Here is a 15,935-nt window from a genome sequence, read left to right as displayed (position 1 = left end):
GGCACATTCGCCTTCAGCCCCGCCGTATCGCTCACCACCAACTATACCTATACCGAAACCGAACAGCTGAGCGGTGCCGACCGGGGCCTGCCGCTGATTGGTATTCCGCGGCATATGCTCAACGGCAATCTGCGCTGGAAGCTGGGGGAAAAGGCGAATCTGTGGACGCGCGCCGAAGTCCGCTCCAGCCGTTATCGCGGCAACAACGAACAGCAGCGCGCGATCGGCGATTTCCGCGGCTACGAGCTGTTCCATGTCGGCGGCAGCTATCAGGTAACCGACACCTTCCGTCTATCGGCGGCGATCTACAACATCCTCGATACCGATTATGCCGTGTACGAACCCTATCGCAGCGGTGCCAACACCGTGTTCACCCCGGCCTATGCGATCAATCAGGAGGGGCGACGGCTCTGGCTGTCGGCCAATGTCGATTTCTGATCGCCGAACAGCGGCCCGAGCGGATCGCCGATCAGGCCGCTGACCATCGCCGCCTGGATACGGGTCGCCGGCCACAGCTTCGACAGTGGGCCGACGATCCGGTCGCGCAGGAAGGGGAGCAGCCGGCTGTCGGACTGATAGACCGGGGTGAACAGCGCGGTCAGCGCCTGATACACCCGGACATGCCGCTGCCGCATCACGACCGCCTGCGTGAGTGCGGTAGCGACATCCGGTGATCGCCGCAGGGCGAGGGCGAGCGCATAGGCGTCAAGCAACGCCATATTGGCGCCCTGTCCCAGCTGCGGGCTGGCCGAATGCCATGCGTCGCCGATATGGATCATGCCGGTCTCGGCCGGCGTCGCCAGCGTGCGATGCGCGTAGCGGGCGAAGGTCAACTGATCGGCGGATCGGATCTGGTCGAGCAACGCCTGCGTCGCGGGCCAGAGCGTCGCGACGTCGGCTTTCCACGCCTCGAGTCCGGCACTGTGCCATTCCGCCAGCCGGTCGGCCCGCAACGACCAGAACAACGCCGCCTGCTGCCGGCTAGTGCCCGGGAGACGGCCGACCGGCAGCACGCCGACCATCACGCTGGCCCGGCGATAGCGCTGCTCCAGCGCGGTGGGATCGAACCCGGCGGCGTCCGGCCAATCGAGCGTGCCCCACAAGGCGCCATAGGCCAGTTCCCGACCGCAGGGTGGCGCGAGCGGCGTGCGCGTGCCGAGGGCGTCGACGATCAGGTCGAACGGCCCGGCACGGCGTCCGCCTTGCAGCAGCAGGATGCGCTGCCCGCCGGCGGTCGCCTCGCTACCCGTCACCGCGCAGCCGGTTTCAATGGCGATCCCTTCAACCGCGACGGCGCGATGCAGAAGCGAGAACAACGCCGCGCGATGCACGCCGATGCCGAACCCCGCGCGTCGCCCAAGCGCCGCATAGCGCACGTCGAGGACGATCCGCCCGCTGCTTCCCGCCTCGCCATGCAAACGATCGACCCGCGCGCCATGGTCGAGCAAATCGTCGGCCAGTCCCAGTTCCCGCAACACCGCAAAGCCGGTTGGCTGGATCATCAGCCCCGACCCGACCGGGCGCGGCGCATCGAACCGTTCGAACAGCGTGATGCGATGACCGTCGCGGTGCAGCAGCAGCGCGGCGGCGAGACCGGCCGGGCCGCATCCGGCAATGGCGATGGCGAGCCGCTGCATCGGATCAGTCTAGGCGCGGACGGCCGAATGTGACCAGTAGAACCAGCGCGATCAAAGGCCGCGTTCGATCTTTTGCGGAGGACATCCCGAGACATCATGCAGTTTGCGAATGTCAGTCGCTCTTTGCGCAGCCGATTTTGGCATGGACCAGCGCAAGGCGAGAGCGTATGCAAAAGGTATGTTATTACATAACCAATCAATGCTCGCTGATCGGTCGAGTGTTTCGCCCGAAGACGGCATGGGGAGTGCAAGCGCGGCGTTGCCGTCGCACGTCCGGATCGGTGACGGGATCGATGCGTTGCGCTGCATCCGATCGGCGGACGTCAATCTGGCGATATGGCGTCGATCGTATCCAGATGTCGCCATCGCCGAAGTCATATTGGACGCGGTCGATGACGTAGCAATGGTGCAGCCGGTCGAGGAGATCGCCACGACGTTGCCCGACGAACTCGCGACGGCGGGTTATCCGACGGCGATCGCCCGTCTGCTCGCGGCCGACGTCGCAACGCTCGCTTCGGCCCTCGCGACGATCGTCGGCGTGACCCGGGTATCGATCCGGTTGGACGTGGTGGAAACCGACGCGTGCCGCCGGTTCCACGCCGATTATGTAACCGCCCGGTTGATCTGCACCTATGTCGGGCCGGGAACCCAGTGGCTTACAGCTGCCGACGCAGCAGCGCTGGGCGAGGGGGCGGCGGTCGACAGCTTGGTCGTCCGGTCGCTTTCCACCGGCGATGTCGGGATGTTCAAGGGCAAGACTTGGGCGCCCGACGCGCCGATCGTTCACCGTTCCCCGCCGATCCTGACCACCGGCGAGCGCCGCCTGTTGCTGGTGATCGACCCCGCGCCCTAAACCTCGTTCAGCTCGGTCACGAATTCATAGCGGTCGCCGCGATAGACCGACCGGGTGAACTCGACGATCCGCCCGTCGGACAGCCGGGTACAACGTTCGATGCGCAGCACCTCCGACTGCTGCTCGATCGACAGGATGCCGGCCTCGGTCGCGGTGGCGAGCGATGCGCGCACCCGCTGCGTGCCGCCGACCGGGCGGAAGCCGTGCGCCTCTAGCGCTTCGTAGAGCGAGTCCTGCAACTGGGCGAGGTCCGGCATGAATTCGGCCGGCACCACCGCATGTTCGATCGCCAGCGGATCGCCGCCCGACAGCCGCACCCGGCCCAGCCGTGCGACGCGAGTATCGGGCGCGACCGCCAGCGCATGGGCCTCCTCCTCGGTCGGCAGGGCATAGCTTTTGTAGATCCACACCACGCCCGGCGCTTCGCCACGCGACCGGGCATCGTCGCTGAAGCTGGTCAGCCGTGCGCCGCGCGCCTCGATCCGGGGGGCGACGAAGGTCCCCGACCCCTGTTTGCGCACGACGATGCCCTCGTCGATCAGCTGCTGGATGCCCTTGCGCACCGTGACGCGGGAGAGTCCGGCCATCTCGCTTAGGTCGCGTTCGGAGGGGAGGGCGCCGCCCGGAACGATCCCGCCATCGCTGATATGGTTGCGCAGGCTGCGCGCGAGCTGGAGATAGAGCGGCGTGTCCTTGTCGCCGCTGGGCCAGGCGATTTCGCGCATCAATTGCCTGCCGCAATCGCGGCATCTAGCCGTCCGTGATGCCGGTCGAGCAATGCCGCCGCGTCCTCCGGCGTCATGCCGCGCGCGATCAGCACCGCGCGGCGGATATCATTGTCGCCGCGTTCCAGCGCTTCGGCGGCGGCATCCGGCGCGACCCCGGTCAGGTCCTGCACCATTGCCCGCGCGCGGCGCAGCAGCTTCGCGTTCGACACCCGCATCGCCACCATGCGACCGTCATAGACGAGGCCCAACCGGATCATGATCGTGGTCGACAACAGGTTCAGCGCGGCCTTCTGCGCGGTGCCGGCCTTCATCCGGGTCGATCCGGCGACGATCTCGCTCCCGGTCGACGCGACTACAACATGCTCGGCGGCGTCTACCAGCGGCGTTGCCGCATTGTTGGCGATACCGATGGTCAGCGCGCCTGCCGCCCGCGCCGCTTCGATCGCCGCGACCGTGAACGGCGTCCGCCCGCTCGCCGCCACACCGATCATCACGTCCTGCGCACCCACTCCGGCAGCGGCAACCTCGGCGCGCGCCGCATCGGCATCATCCTCCGCCCCCTCGCGTGCCTTGGTCAGCGCGTCCGCGCCCCCGGCCATCAGGAACAGCGTCCGCTCGCCCGGCCAGCCGAAGGTCGGATGCAGCTCGGTCCCGTCCTGCACCGCCAGCCGGCCGGACGTACCCGCGCCGACGAACACCAGCCGCCCGCCGCTCTCCAACCGCGCCGCAGCGGCGTCCGCAGCGGCGGCGATGGCGGTGGTCTGCGTCTGGAGCGCGGCGATCGCCGCCATCTGTCCCTCCAGCATCGCCTCGACGGCGCACTGCGTCGGCCAGCGTTCGACGCCCTGATAGCGAGGATCAAGCGTTTCGGTATTCATGCGGAAAGTCCGTCCGGTTGGCCGCGCCCCGCCGCCCCCGCCGGAGCGGCGCAGACGAGGAACGCGACGAAGGTGCCGATGCACAGCTGAAAGGGAAAGGCGAGACCGGTGAGCGCTCCGGGAAGGCCGAGCACGCGGGCGATGCCCGGCTGCAACAGCACGATCACCGCAAAGCCGATGAGCAAAGCCGCGACCACGGAGTTCGTTGTACCCCGAGTGGTGAACAACGCGGTGAAGTACACACCCAGCAGCCCGGCATAGGTGAACACCATCACCTGCAGCGCGAACTCCAGCAGCCCCATGTTGCTATGCCGTTGCCAGTAATAAGACGCGACCGCCATCGCGAGCATGGCGAGACCGATCACGCCCATGCCGGCGCGCCCCGCACTCACGAAATGGCTCTCCGCCACCGTGCCGCGCCGCTCGCGCCACGGGCGATAGAAGTCCTGCACCAGCACCGACGACATGGCGTTGAGCGCCGAATTGGTCGTCGCCACCGCCGCCGCGCAGATCCCGATCGTCACCAGCCCGCGCAGGCCACCTGGCAACTGGGTCAGGATATAGTGCATGAAGATGCTGATCTTCTCGCCCCCGAATGCCTGCCCGGCGGTCGCCGCGGCACCGCCCATCAGGTCGGGGCGGTTATAGAAGACGTGCAGTAACAATCCGATGACGATGAACAGCCCGACTGTCGGGATCGTCGCGAATACCGACAGGTACAGGCCGCGCGCGCCGGTCTTCGCATCCTTGCACGCCAGCAGCCGCTGGGTCGTGTCCTGATCCATCCCGGCATTGGCGATGTAGAGCAGGGTGATCCCGGTCACGATCGCCAGCAGCGAGAAGGGCCGCGACAAATCCGTCGAAACATCGAACAGCCGCAGCTTGTCGACCCCGCCGGGGGCATTGCGCAGCGCGTCGATGATCGCTTCGTTCGACGCCGGGATCGACAGGCGCAGGAACACCAGTACCGCGATCGCCGACCCCAGATATACGACGAACTGGATCAGGTCGTTCCACAGCACCGACTTCAGCCCGCCGATGAAGGTAAACAACACGCTGGCGACCACCAGCAGCGCGGCGGCAATCAATATGCCGGTCGCATCGACCGATCCGGTGATGACCATGGCGAGGGCGATCGCCGCCAGATACACCCGCGCACCGCCTGCAAAGACCCGCCCGACGAGGAACATGCCCCCCGCCCAGCGGGTCGCACGGATGCCGAAGCGCATCGTCAGCAGTTCGTACGCCGTGGTCGCGCGGATGGCGTAGAAGCGCGGGATCATCACATGCGCGACGAACATCGCGCCCAGCAACCCGCCCAGATTGCCGGTCAGATAGGTGAGGTCCGCGCCATAGCCATAATCCGGACCGCCCAGAAACGTCGCCGCTGACTGGGTCGCCGACAGCACCGACACCGCCGCCAGCCATGCCGGCACATTGCCGCCGGCCAGGAAATAATCATGCGCCGACGCGGTATTGCGGGGGGTGAAGATCCACCCCCCGGCGACCAGCAGCACCAGATAGGCGGCGATGACCAGCCAGTCGGCCAGCGAGAAGGGCAGGCGCATCGCGCTTACATCTTGGCCGTCAGGGTGAACCCGATCGTGCGGCCGAGAATGTCATAGGTATCGGGGAAGGTATTGAAGACCCCACCCGCCGACACGCGCGGCGGACGCCGGTCGAGCAGGTTGTACACGCCCGCGCTCATCGAGATCGCTGGGGTGAAGTCGCGCGACGCCGACAGGTCGAACGTGTCCTGCGCGCCGATGATCTCGCTCGATCCAGCCGCACTGGACTTCACCGCGCCGATCCGCTGCCAGTCGAACTGGATCACGCCATGATCGAACAGGATGCCGATACCGGCGGTATGGCGGTAGTCCGGCTGTACCAATGTCGTACCATCGCTGGAACAGGTAGCACCGAACGTGCCCTTGCACTGCACCGCGTTGACGGTCGGATTCGCCTGGATCAGGTACGATGTGACGATATTGCCCTGATAGCTGGCACGCAGCCCCACGCCGTTCATCCATTCGGGCCGCAGCGTATAGCTGGCGGCGACGTCCAGCCCGCGCTGGAGCAGGCGCCCGAGATTCTGGTTGTTGACGAACGCGTCCTTGAACGACCCGTTGGCGTTGCGCGTCACCAGGTTGCACAGCGGGTTGCCGGCAGTCGGATTGGTGATGTAGCAGCTGGTGATCGCCGCGATCGGCTGGATCACGCCCACCGCGCCGCGCAGGTCCAACTCATACCAGTCAACCGTCGCATTGAGACCTGGCAGGAAGATCGGGGTCAGCACACCGCCGATCGTCTTGGTAAAGCCGGTTTCCGGCTGGATGTCCGGATTGCCGCCGTAGAAGTAATTTCCGGTCAGATAGCTGGCGGCACGGGAATCGGTCGAACCCGCCGCCGGCGCACCCAGTCGGTCGCACTGCGCGCGGTTGCCGGTGCCGATCACGCACGGATCGCCGCCATAGCGTGGGCGCAGCCGGTCGACCGTGACGAGGCTGCTGAACGGCAGCGACGATGTGCTGGCGGCGAACTCGCCGAAATTGGGGGTGCGCAGCACGCGCTGGTACGTTCCGCGCAGCCGCAAATTGCGGTCGACCGCCCAGTTCGCCTCGACCTTCCATGTACCATGGGTGCCGAACAGGTCGTAGTCGGACAGGCGATAGGCACCGCCGACGTCGAACTGGCGGATGAACGGCGTATTATGGATCAACGGTACGCGCAGTTCGCCATACAGCTCCTTCACGTCGAACTTGCCGGTATAGGCCGCCTGCACCCCCTGCCGATACGTATTGCCCGACAGCAGCGCGCTGTCCTGCTGGATGCTCGCCGTCTCGCGGCGATATTCCACGCCGGCGGCAAAGCCGATCGACCCGGCGGGCGGGGTGAACAGGTCGTCCAGCGTCCCGCTGACCGTCGCCGCGGTCACGAACTGGTCGCGCTTGCGGTTGAAGCCGTTGATCGGGCTGCCCAGCGCCGCGGCGATGCCGGGGCGGTTGGGGCCGAAGATATCGACCGTGTTGACGATCGATGCGAAATTGTTCGCGCCGCTGGCATTGGCGACCTGCCCGTCGCCGCCGATCAGCGAATTTTCGATCGACCGCCCATATTGCGCATAGATGTTCCACTGGAGCGCGCTCGTGATCGGCCCGCGCAGCCCCGACTGCAGCTGCAACGTGTCGCGTTCGGTGCGATAGGTTATGAGCCCCAGTTCGGCCAGCGAGCGGCTGACATTCACCTGCGCCACGCCGTTCACGAAGGTCAGCTGGCTGCGGATCGCATCGGTCAGGAACGGGTTGGTCGCATTGATGCCAACCGTGCGGCTGACGCTGGCCGGCTGCGCGCCGGGCGTGCCGGTCTCTTCGGTGCGGGCGTTGGTGAACATCGCGCGGCCGTAAATCTCGACCGCCGGGGCAAGCTCGTATTTGTACAGCGCGGCAAGGTTGATGCGCTTCAGCGGCGATACCAGCGGGTAGCTGCCTGAGACGTTCGACGTCGCCGACGGCGTGGTGGTGAACGCGCCGGCATCGGTAAAGCCGAAGCGGCGGCCGCTCGCGACATCGGTGAACACGCCGCCGATGCTGGGAATGGTCTGGTTCGGTGTCGCCGCCCAGTCGCGCTGGCGCGCGAGAATACCGTCACGCTGGGTGTAATCGGCGGCGAACACCAGATTGCCGCGGTCGCCGACGCCCAGGCCCAGCATCACCGACCCGCCATATTGCGCGCCGCCGCGCACCGACAGGCGGCTGGCGGCGGTCCCGCGCACCCCTTCGAACTCATCGTTCAGGATGAAGTTGACGACACCCGCGACCGCATCTGCGCCATAGACGGCGGCAGCGCCCCCGGTCAGCACGTCGACCCGCTTGATCAGCGACGCAGGGATGGCGTTGACGTCGACCGAGTTGCGGAAGCTGAACGGCGCGGCGCGGGTGCCGTCGATGAGCACCAGCGACCGGCTCTGCCCGAAATTGCGCAGTTCCAGCACCTGCGCCCCGAACGCATCGCTCCCCTGCGACCCCTGTCGCACACCGCCCGACAACTGCGGCAGTTTGGTCGAGAAATCCTCGATCGTCAGCGCGGATTGCAACCGGATCTGCTGTTCGCTGGTCGACGCGACCGGGCTGCTCGACACCAGTCCCGGCGTGGGGATGCGTGTCCCGGTGACGACGATTTCGCCATCGCCCTGATCGTCGCTGGCGGTCGAGGCGCCGGCAGGGACGGGAGTCGTGGCGGTTGTGCTTTGAGCCATCGCGATCCCGGGTAACTGGGGCAGCGCAATGGCTAGCGCCGCCAGCGCGGTCGAATGCCGGAACGATGGTGCCATGGTCTGCTCCTCTGTCGCACCGCCGGTTTTGTGTTCGGTGCCCTTATTCGCGAATCAGCGACGGAGTTGAAGTGTGTATACCTGCAGCTATCATGTAAAGGGGCGGTATTAATTTGGTATTGTAATAATTGAGCAGTTCTCTGCGGGGGCGGGGAGACTCGGCATTGAGGTGACGGCGCGCGCGCAGGATGGGGTGGATCCCCGCGGGGGCGGGGGAGACGTATATTTAGTCGACGCGAACCCGGCGTTCCAGGGTGGATCCCCGCGGGGGCGGGGGAGACCGACTGGCCGGCCTGATATACCTGCCCGCCCTGGGTGGATCCCCGCGGGGGCGGGGGAGACTGTCGTGTCGCGCTGGCAGTTGTCGGGGCAGGAGGTGGATCCCCGCGGGGGCGGGGGAGACAGTTCCTCATAGGTGAATTTGACCCCGGTATTGGGTGGATCCCCGCGGGGGCGGGGGAGACCACGATATCAAATCGGCAACGTCGATCGCTTCGGGTGGATCCCCGCGGGGGCGGGGGAGACGCCGGAGGTCAGGTCGAGCTTTTCGCCGTAGCGGGTGGATCCCCGCGGGGGCGGGGGAGACCGTGCCTGCGGAAGCCGTGACGATCGCATATCGGGTGGATCCCCGCGGGGGCGGGGGAGACGCCAGAGAGGACGAACAATGACCTTCCGTTCCGGGTGGATCCCCGCGGGGGCGGGGGAGACTCAAGCTCCCGATGGATGCGCTCGAGGGGATCGGGTGGATCCCCGCGGGGGCGGGGGAGACGACGTCCTCGACGAGCAGATGGTCGTCATCTACGGTGGATCCCCGCGGGGGCGGGGGAGACAGCATTCCCCTTTACCTCTCAGCTCTTGAACGGGGTGGATCCCCGCGGGGGCGGGGGAGACGCGCTTCCTTCCGCGCTGCTTCCGCGCAGGGTGGGTGGATCCCCGCGGGGGCGGGGGAGACTTCGCATACGGACGTGCCGCTTCTGCCGCATCGGGTGGATCCCCGCGGGGGCGGGGGAGACCCATCGCCAACGGCGACGATCCCGGCGAACCTGGGTGGATCCCCGCGGGGGCGGGGGAGACTATGTCTCTGTCTCTGTCTCTGTCTCTGGTGAGGGTGGATCCCCGCGGGGGCGGGGGAGACGCGTTGCGCGGGCGGTGACGCATGAGCCGCTGGGGTGGATCCCCGCGGGGGCGGGGGAGACGGGCTGGTGGCCTCGGAGGGACTGCAATTAGCGGGTGGATCCCCGCGGGGGCGGGGGAGACATTATCCCAAGTCATCCCCGGAAGGAACTGGCGGGTGGATCCCCGCGGGGGCGGGGGAGACTTGGTCGGATGCGCGACGATCCAGACCGCGACGGGTGGATCCCCGCGGGGGCGGGGGAGACCTTCTGCTTGTGCGGCTTCATCTTGCGCATTTGGGTGGATCCCCGCGGGGGCGGGGGAGACGCCTGGCACGGTGCGTGTGGCGGAGGGGGCGCGGGTGGATCCCCGCGGGGGCGGGGGAGACACTTGGCGTTAGGTTGGTGAAATTGTTTACCTTTTCAAAGATCGTTGGTCGAGGCTGATTATCTAGGGGTTGCGGGAGCTTAGCGCCCGGCGGACCAGAAGAATGCCGTCATGGGCCACGACGTCCTTGGGCGGTTCGCCGAGCACGGAAAGGCCCAGACCGCCTGCGGAAGCGGGTTCGGCCCAGCACATTACGATGCTGCCGCGGCGCAGGCGGCCATGCCATTCCTCGACCACCGTCCAGATGCGGCCGCGCACGCCGGCGCTCATGCGCGGCTGGGCATAGACGCCGGGGGCGAGTTCGAGCATCGCCGAGCCGAGGAAGCCGCGATAGCGGTCCTCGACGCCGCGGGTGATGACGACGGTCAGCGGCATCAGGTCGTCGCCCCCGCCGCCTCGCCGGGCATCAGCAGCCCCTTGATCCGGTCGATCATGCCGGGAATGACGCTGCGCTGCCGGAACAGCAGGGCCGCGCGCTTGCGCACCAGCCGTTCGATCGGGGCGGCACCATGCGCCCGCGCCTCCCTGACCGCGCCGAAGGCGATGTCGAGCAGCACGTCGTGGCGGTAGAGGTCGGCGATGTCGAGGACGAAGCTCTGCCCCGAATCCTCGTGCACAAAGCCTAGTTGCGGGATCGCGCCGGTCGAGGCGACCGCGACGGCGGCAGCGGCGGTCATCGCCGATCCGGCGTGGTTGATCGCCTGGTTGGCGAGGTCGCCGGCCTCCGGGTTTTCACGGTCGTAGCGGCGGCCGTTCCACGCGATGCCATGGCGTTCGGCGGCAAGGACATAGGCACGCTTGATCCGCGCGCCCTCCTGTCCGCGCAGCACGGTGATGTCGCGGGTCCGCACGATCTGACCAAAGCGCATCGCGTACATCGCACGGGCGGTTTCCATGCGCAGCTTGGGATCGGCCCAGCGGCGGACCTGTGCGCGGGCCAGCGCCGAACTGTCGGGCATCAGCGGCGGCGCGGTGTAGAAGCGGACCGCGCCGTCGCCGATCGCCGCCAGCGCACAGCCATGGCGCGCCAGCAGCCGCAGCGCGTCATGCGTGACGCTCGACCCCGGTCCCAGCAGCACGATCGAGATGGAATGATAGGGAATTTGATAATCCCCGGCGACCAGCGCCCCGCCGCCCGCCGTCACGAAGCGAAGACACCCGTCCTCCACCTCCAGCCGCCCGCGATCCAGCCAGACCAGCCCCTGCCGGTCGGCATGGGGGATGCGCGCCTTTTCGAGGCCGAGGCGACCCGAGAGCATCTATCCGACCCGGCCCGGCGGGGCGAGCAGCAGCATGCCGTAACCGAAGCCGGAATGCCGCCCGATCCCCTTGGCCAGCAGCGCGGCGAAGGCGGCGGGATCGGCGATGGTCAGCGTGCCGCCGATGAGCGCGTCCGGTCCCTCGACGCGGTGGGTGCGGCGGCCTTCGCTACGGTGCGTGTTGCGCAGGGTGCGGGTTCGGCGGAAATGGCGCAGGTCGGCATGGTCGAGCGTCGCGGCGTCGGCAAGGCGCTTCGCCAGCCAGTCGATATAGACCGCTTCTCGGTCGACCGTATCCGGGTCGCCGCCTGCGCGCGCAACCCGTTCGCGTGCGGCGTGGTTGGCGTCGATCTCGCCTGCCCCGGACAGCCAGCCGCCGTCCCGCTCGGTCCGCGCGGCGCGGGCTGATTTGCCGAAGCGCACGACGGGCCGCACGCGGACCTCGAAACCGAAGCGTGCGCCTTCGCGCCAGCGTTCGGGCATGGGGCGCAACGCGGGTTCGCCGTCGAACAGCGCGTCGATCACGGCATCGGCGGGTGGCAGCGCGGCAGCGTCGGCGAATTCCGCGCGGTCGTGGACATAGCCGAGCAGATGCGGGCCCTTTTCATGATCCGGCAGGAAGCGGAACGGGCGCGGCGCAGCATCGCCGAACCGGGCGAGCAGGGCAGCATGGAGCGCATAGCCCAGATCCTCGTCGCTCAGCCGCCGCGCCACGGCGAAGCCGGCCAGCGCATGGACATGGATGCCGATGCGGGCGAGATGCAGCGTCACGGCGTCACCCCCGGCCAGTCGAGCCGCCCGACCGTCACCCGGCGCAGCCCTGCATGGACACCGGCGGGCCAGTGGCGTTCGTCGGTCAGTTCCTCGTCCTGCGTGTTGCTGGTGGCGACGCTGCCGGTCGGTTCGCCGAACGGCCATTGCGCGCGGATCGTGGCGGGTTGGAGTTCGATCATTGCGAACCCCAGCGCCAGCGCGTCGGGAATGGTGTCGGCGTCCACCATGGCGAGCAACAGCGGTCGCGACGGCAGGAACGGCTTGCGGCCGAGGAACAGCGGGCGTTCGGGCCGGGTCAGCGCCTCGGCCAGCGTGGCAAGATCGGGCGCTTCGTCGGCCGGTTCGAGGCGACAGGCGATCAGAACGCGGGCATCGGCGTCCATGTCGCGATAGCGGATGTGCGGCGATTTATAGGTATCGGCCCCGCCCGCGCGCCCCTCCACCCGGCCGCGCGTGGTCCAGCCGCGATCGTTTGCGCCGAGCTGCGCGGTCTGGAACTCGCGTTCGCGGCGCCCCTCGGCCACGCGCGCCGATCCGATCACCAGCCGGTCCTGCAAGGCGGCGTGCGCGTCGACGTCGAAGCGTTCCCAGCCGAGCGCATTGGCGAACAGGCCGGCGACCATCGATTTCGACGGAAAGTCGCGCACCACGCCGTAAGCATCGACCAGATCGCCGCCGAAGCTCATCAACGGCGCGTCGCAATCGAGCAGCAGGTGTTTCACGCAGCCGCGTCCCGCACGACCGACCCGGCCCATGCCGCCAGTTCGCGCAAGCTGCCATTGGCGACTTCGGGCACGGCGAGGTCGGGCAGGGCGGCGAGGCGGCGCGCCTCTCCGGTTTCGTACATCCGGTCGAGGTCGGTGAGGTGGCCGGCCATCGCCTGTGCCGTGCGGTGGCCGAGCGAGCGGTTGGAGGTGCGGTCCTCGGTCGCGATCGCATCGCGAAAGGCGTTGGCGAGGGTGCGCGGCTGGCGGTCGCCGGCCTCGACCAGCACCAGTTCCGCGCGGCTGTAAGGCGCGGTCGACCCCTTCTTCGCGCCGGGCGAGATTTCGGCGACGAGGTGAACGAGATGCTCGACCACCTGTGCGGCCAGCGTGCGGTCATGGTCGCCGGCCCAGTCCTTGCGGTCGCAGCCGGTCAGGTTGGAGACGAGCAGCGGCACGTCGACCACGACATAGCCATAATAGAGGCCGGAGGTCAGTTCGGTGTCGAACACGCCGGCCGCGCCGGCATCGTCGCCCTGTTCGCGGTCGCTGAGGTCATCGACCACGGTGAAATAGTCGGTCTCGGTCTGCATCGCATGGACGGTGAAGGCATGGGCGACATGGATCGCGGCGTCGCGGTTCGCCTTCGTATCGCTGGTCACCATGCGGCCGAACAGGGCTGCCTCCAGCGAGGCCGCCAGAAGATTCTGGTCGCGCAGCTGGTTGAGATTGTTCTTCTGTTCCTTGACCCAGACGTCCGCCGCCGCCTTCACGCCCGCCGCGCTCCCGCTTTCGGCGAGCAGGCGTTCGGCCTCTTCGCGCAGCCATGCCAGTTCGGGGCGGCCGAACAACAAGGCCTGACGCTGCTGCTTGTCCTTGGCATTCTTGCCGTAGAATTTGGTGATGAAGGCTTCCTCGACCGCATCGACCATGGCGCCGTCGAAACGTGCCCGCAGCGGGCCGGTGACCTCGCGTTCGATCGCCTGTTTGGAGCGGACGCCCTCGACGCCGTTCTGCCTGGCGAGTTCGTGCAACGCGTGGCGGTCGTCGGCCATGCGCCAGTGGCGCTTGAGGCATTGCGACGACACGCGGGTGCGGGTGGCGGTGCCGAAGGGCAGGCGCTTGGCAAGGCCGGCATCGTCGCGGTTGAGCAGCGCGCCGGGCCATGCGGCGAGGAAATGGATCTGGATGAGTTTCGGCACGATGCCGTCGGTTGCGGTGGTCGTCATGCGGAATCCCCTCAGTTCGATTTGGCCTGCGCGGCGTAATAATGCCGCGCCATGCGCAGCCGGGCGGCGTCCGATTTGACCGGATCGCCGCCCAGCAGGTGATAGATGTCCCACAAGTTCACCGGTTGCCGCTCCCGCGACAGGATGCGGACGGCCAGCGCCAGTTGGTCGCCCAGCGCCTCCCCCCGGCTGGCGAGCAGGCGCAGCAGGCGTTTTTCGGAAAAGCTCGCCTCGAACAGCGCGGCACCGACGCCGCGCCGTTCGTCATGCGCGTAGAGTGCGGCGGTGCCCGACAGCAGCCCGGCGAAATGGCCGATCAGGCGCAAGCGGGTCCAGTCGTCCTTGATCCGCGACTGCGGGACCTCCGCGCGCAGCAGCGTCTTGATTGCGACGGCATCGGCGGCGGGCGATTTGGTCAGCTCCATCCGGCGCAGCGCGGCGCGGTCGCCGCTCGACATGCCCTTCATCTGGCGCGAGATCGACGTCATCCAGTCGTCCGGTGGGGCCATGTTCGCGGTGGCGGGATTACTCGCCATGTTCGGCCTCCTCGACCCATTTCTTCATTTCATAATGCAGCAGCGATCCGGCGCGGGCGCGTGCCGGGACCCGGCGGACTTCGGTGCCCGGCGCGGCTTCGGCGGCGATGTCGAAAATGTCGCCGGCGAGATCGCGCAGCGTCTCGCGCCATGCCATGCGGTGATTGTCGTCGGTCGCGGCGACCTCTTCCCAAAAGGGGGCATTGAAGAAGATGCCGTCGACCGCTTCGTTGAAGCGGTTCATCCAGCGTTCGATCTTCTTCTTGGCGCCGTCATCGTCCAGCCGCGCCTTGTCCGGCCCGCCCTGTACCAGCGAGATCAGCGCGCGGCTGAGGCGACGGCTGGCCTGAAAGCCTTCCTCCGCCCGCTTGCCCGCAACCTCGCCGATGCGGTCGAGGGGCAGGCGGCGGCCATCGGCGTCGCGCAGCGCGCCCGGCGTGCGGATGGTGCGGCGGTGCAGCCCTTCGGTCTTGCCCTGTCCGCGCACCAGCGCGGCGGCGACGATAGCGAGACCTTCGCGGTCGTCGGCGGGGTCGGGTTTGGCGAGATGGGGCAGGGTGATCTTCTTGGCGTCGAGCAGCGTCGCCATCTGGCGATAGCCGAAGCCCGCGCCGGTCGGCGTGTGGCTGGTCGATCCGTCCGCCTTCATCGGTGCCCAGGGGTCGCGCGTGTTGCCCTTCAGGTCGGAGGCGGCGACGCGGGCGCATTTCGATCCGGCGGCGAGCGCTTCGATCGCGTCGCCGCTGCGTCGCAGCCGGATGCGGCGGCAGATTTCGACATAGAGTTCGTCGAGCTTGCCGTAATCGAGCGAGAGCGTGCCGTCCCAGGGCACGGTCCACAGCAGCATCGTGCCGGTGCGTCGGTCGGGCCGGGCGCGGGCATCGGCGACGAGGCGTTCGACATCGCGCCGGAATGCGCGGGCGGCACCACCGGTCGGGCGGATGCCGAGGCTCATGCGGCTGGCGAAGCCGCCGTTCATGCGCGAGATGCCGTAATTGCCGGCGCCGAGGAACCCTTCGGTCGTCTGCAGCGTGACGAGGGCGAACAGCCAGTCCTCGTCGCTCGCCGCGACCATCCGTTCCTGTTTCAGGTCGTGGTTCTTGGCGGTGACGAGCATGTCGAGCGCGTCGGGGGTGGGGATGCGGTTCTTGTACGCCGCCCGGTCGGTGGGCTGAACGGTCGGCGGCTGGAGCAGGGCGGGCTTCGACCAGTCGTCGACGACGAGGTCCCATGCCTCCGGCTGGTCGGGAGTGAGGGCGAGCAGCAGGTCGCGCCATGCCGCTTCGGTGGCGGGAAACGTATCGGTGCCGGCATGGGTCAGCGCGAGGGCGGCGACCTGTACGGTGAAGGCGTGCCACGGCTCGCGCTGGTGGGGGCGGAGCGCGGGGAAGCTCCATGCCTGTCCGCCCGCGAGCGCGGCGAAGGCGGCGAACAGGCTGCCGCGATGCGTGTCGCCTTGTTCGTCCCGCCAACCGATCATCTGCCCCTCCGCCGGGGACAAGGGAGC

14 protein-coding genes and 1 CRISPR repeat array are annotated in these 15,935 nt (G+C 68.0%); of the genes, 2 read left to right on the top strand and 12 right to left on the bottom strand.

The window, feature by feature from the left end; all coding sequences use genetic code 11:
- Positions 1-438, top strand: a 438-nt coding sequence (locus AVT10_RS07940; protein ID WP_157092710.1) for a TonB-dependent receptor domain-containing protein, incomplete at its 5' end; no start/stop codon positions are given.
- Here AVT10_RS07940 and AVT10_RS07935 read toward each other — a convergent pair.
- Entirely contained in the window at positions 393-1,637 is a 1,245-nt protein-coding gene (locus tag AVT10_RS07935; protein WP_066689743.1) for an FAD-dependent oxidoreductase, read from the bottom strand. The two genes, AVT10_RS07940 and AVT10_RS07935, sit on opposite strands and share 46 nt — an antisense overlap.
- Before the next feature lie 238 nt (positions 1,638-1,875).
- Between AVT10_RS07935 and AVT10_RS07930 the strand changes: the two genes are divergently transcribed.
- The gene (locus AVT10_RS07930; RefSeq protein ID WP_164523911.1) at positions 1,876-2,490 is read left to right on the top strand and encodes a DUF1826 domain-containing protein; all 615 of its coding nucleotides are present in this window, start codon (positions 1,876-1,878) and stop codon (positions 2,488-2,490) included.
- Here AVT10_RS07930 and AVT10_RS07925 read toward each other — a convergent pair.
- The 11 genes from AVT10_RS07925 to AVT10_RS07875 form a co-directional block, all read right to left on the bottom strand.
- On the bottom strand, positions 2,487-3,215 hold the full coding sequence (locus AVT10_RS07925) for a GntR family transcriptional regulator (protein ID WP_066689741.1): 729 nt from the start codon (positions 3,213-3,215) through the stop codon (positions 2,487-2,489). The genes AVT10_RS07930 and AVT10_RS07925 overlap by 4 nt on opposite strands.
- Complete coding sequence (locus tag AVT10_RS07920; protein ID WP_066689740.1) at positions 3,215-4,096, bottom strand: N-acetylmuramic acid 6-phosphate etherase; 882 nt, start codon at positions 4,094-4,096, stop codon at positions 3,215-3,217. The genes AVT10_RS07925 and AVT10_RS07920 overlap by 1 nt, the downstream gene beginning before the upstream one ends.
- Positions 4,093-5,664: a sodium:solute symporter family transporter gene (locus AVT10_RS07915; RefSeq protein WP_066689739.1), complete on the bottom strand. Its 1,572-nt coding sequence runs from the start codon at positions 5,662-5,664 to the stop codon at positions 4,093-4,095. The genes AVT10_RS07920 and AVT10_RS07915 overlap by 4 nt, the downstream gene beginning before the upstream one ends.
- 5 nt (positions 5,665-5,669) lie before the next feature.
- Complete coding sequence (locus AVT10_RS07910) at positions 5,670-8,426, bottom strand: TonB-dependent receptor plug domain-containing protein (RefSeq protein ID WP_066689738.1); 2,757 nt, start codon at positions 8,424-8,426, stop codon at positions 5,670-5,672.
- A 191-nt stretch (positions 8,427-8,617) separates the two neighbouring features.
- Positions 8,618-9,927: direct repeats of the CRISPR family, unit length 29 nt; unit sequence GGGTGGATCCCCGCGGGGGCGGGGGAGAC.
- 62 nt (positions 9,928-9,989) lie between these two features.
- Complete coding sequence (gene cas2e / locus AVT10_RS07905; protein ID WP_066689737.1) at positions 9,990-10,301, bottom strand: type I-E CRISPR-associated endoribonuclease Cas2e; 312 nt, start codon at positions 10,299-10,301, stop codon at positions 9,990-9,992.
- Positions 10,301-11,185: a type I-E CRISPR-associated endonuclease Cas1e gene (gene cas1e / locus AVT10_RS07900; RefSeq protein WP_066689736.1), complete on the bottom strand. Its 885-nt coding sequence runs from the start codon at positions 11,183-11,185 to the stop codon at positions 10,301-10,303. Before cas1e ends, cas2e begins: the two co-directional genes overlap by 1 nt.
- Positions 11,186-11,956, bottom strand: coding sequence for a type I-E CRISPR-associated protein Cas6/Cse3/CasE (locus AVT10_RS07895; RefSeq protein WP_066689735.1), 771 nt, complete (start codon positions 11,954-11,956; stop codon positions 11,186-11,188).
- Positions 11,953-12,681: a type I-E CRISPR-associated protein Cas5/CasD gene (gene cas5e / locus AVT10_RS07890; protein WP_198158525.1), complete on the bottom strand. Its 729-nt coding sequence runs from the start codon at positions 12,679-12,681 to the stop codon at positions 11,953-11,955. Before cas5e ends, AVT10_RS07895 begins: the two co-directional genes overlap by 4 nt.
- Positions 12,678-13,892 (bottom strand): type I-E CRISPR-associated protein Cas7/Cse4/CasC, encoded by a 1,215-nt coding sequence (gene cas7e / locus AVT10_RS07885; protein WP_066689733.1) that lies wholly within the window; start codon positions 13,890-13,892, stop codon positions 12,678-12,680. The genes cas5e and cas7e overlap by 4 nt, the downstream gene beginning before the upstream one ends.
- A gap of 11 nt (positions 13,893-13,903) precedes the next feature.
- A complete protein-coding gene (locus tag AVT10_RS07880; RefSeq protein ID WP_066689732.1) occupies positions 13,904-14,428 on the bottom strand; it encodes a type I-E CRISPR-associated protein Cse2/CasB in 525 nt (174 codons plus the stop codon).
- A complete protein-coding gene (locus tag AVT10_RS07875) occupies positions 14,418-15,908 on the bottom strand; it encodes a hypothetical protein (RefSeq protein ID WP_066689731.1) in 1,491 nt (496 codons plus the stop codon). Before AVT10_RS07875 ends, AVT10_RS07880 begins: the two co-directional genes overlap by 11 nt.
- Positions 15,909-15,935: the final 27 nt, after the last annotated feature.

The organism is Sphingomonas hankookensis, assembly GCF_001619955.1.
GTDB lineage: Bacteria > Pseudomonadota > Alphaproteobacteria > Sphingomonadales > Sphingomonadaceae > Sphingomonas > Sphingomonas hankookensis_A.
Note: the sequence above shows the minus strand (reverse complement) of the source record. Positions and strands in the feature narration are given on the sequence as shown.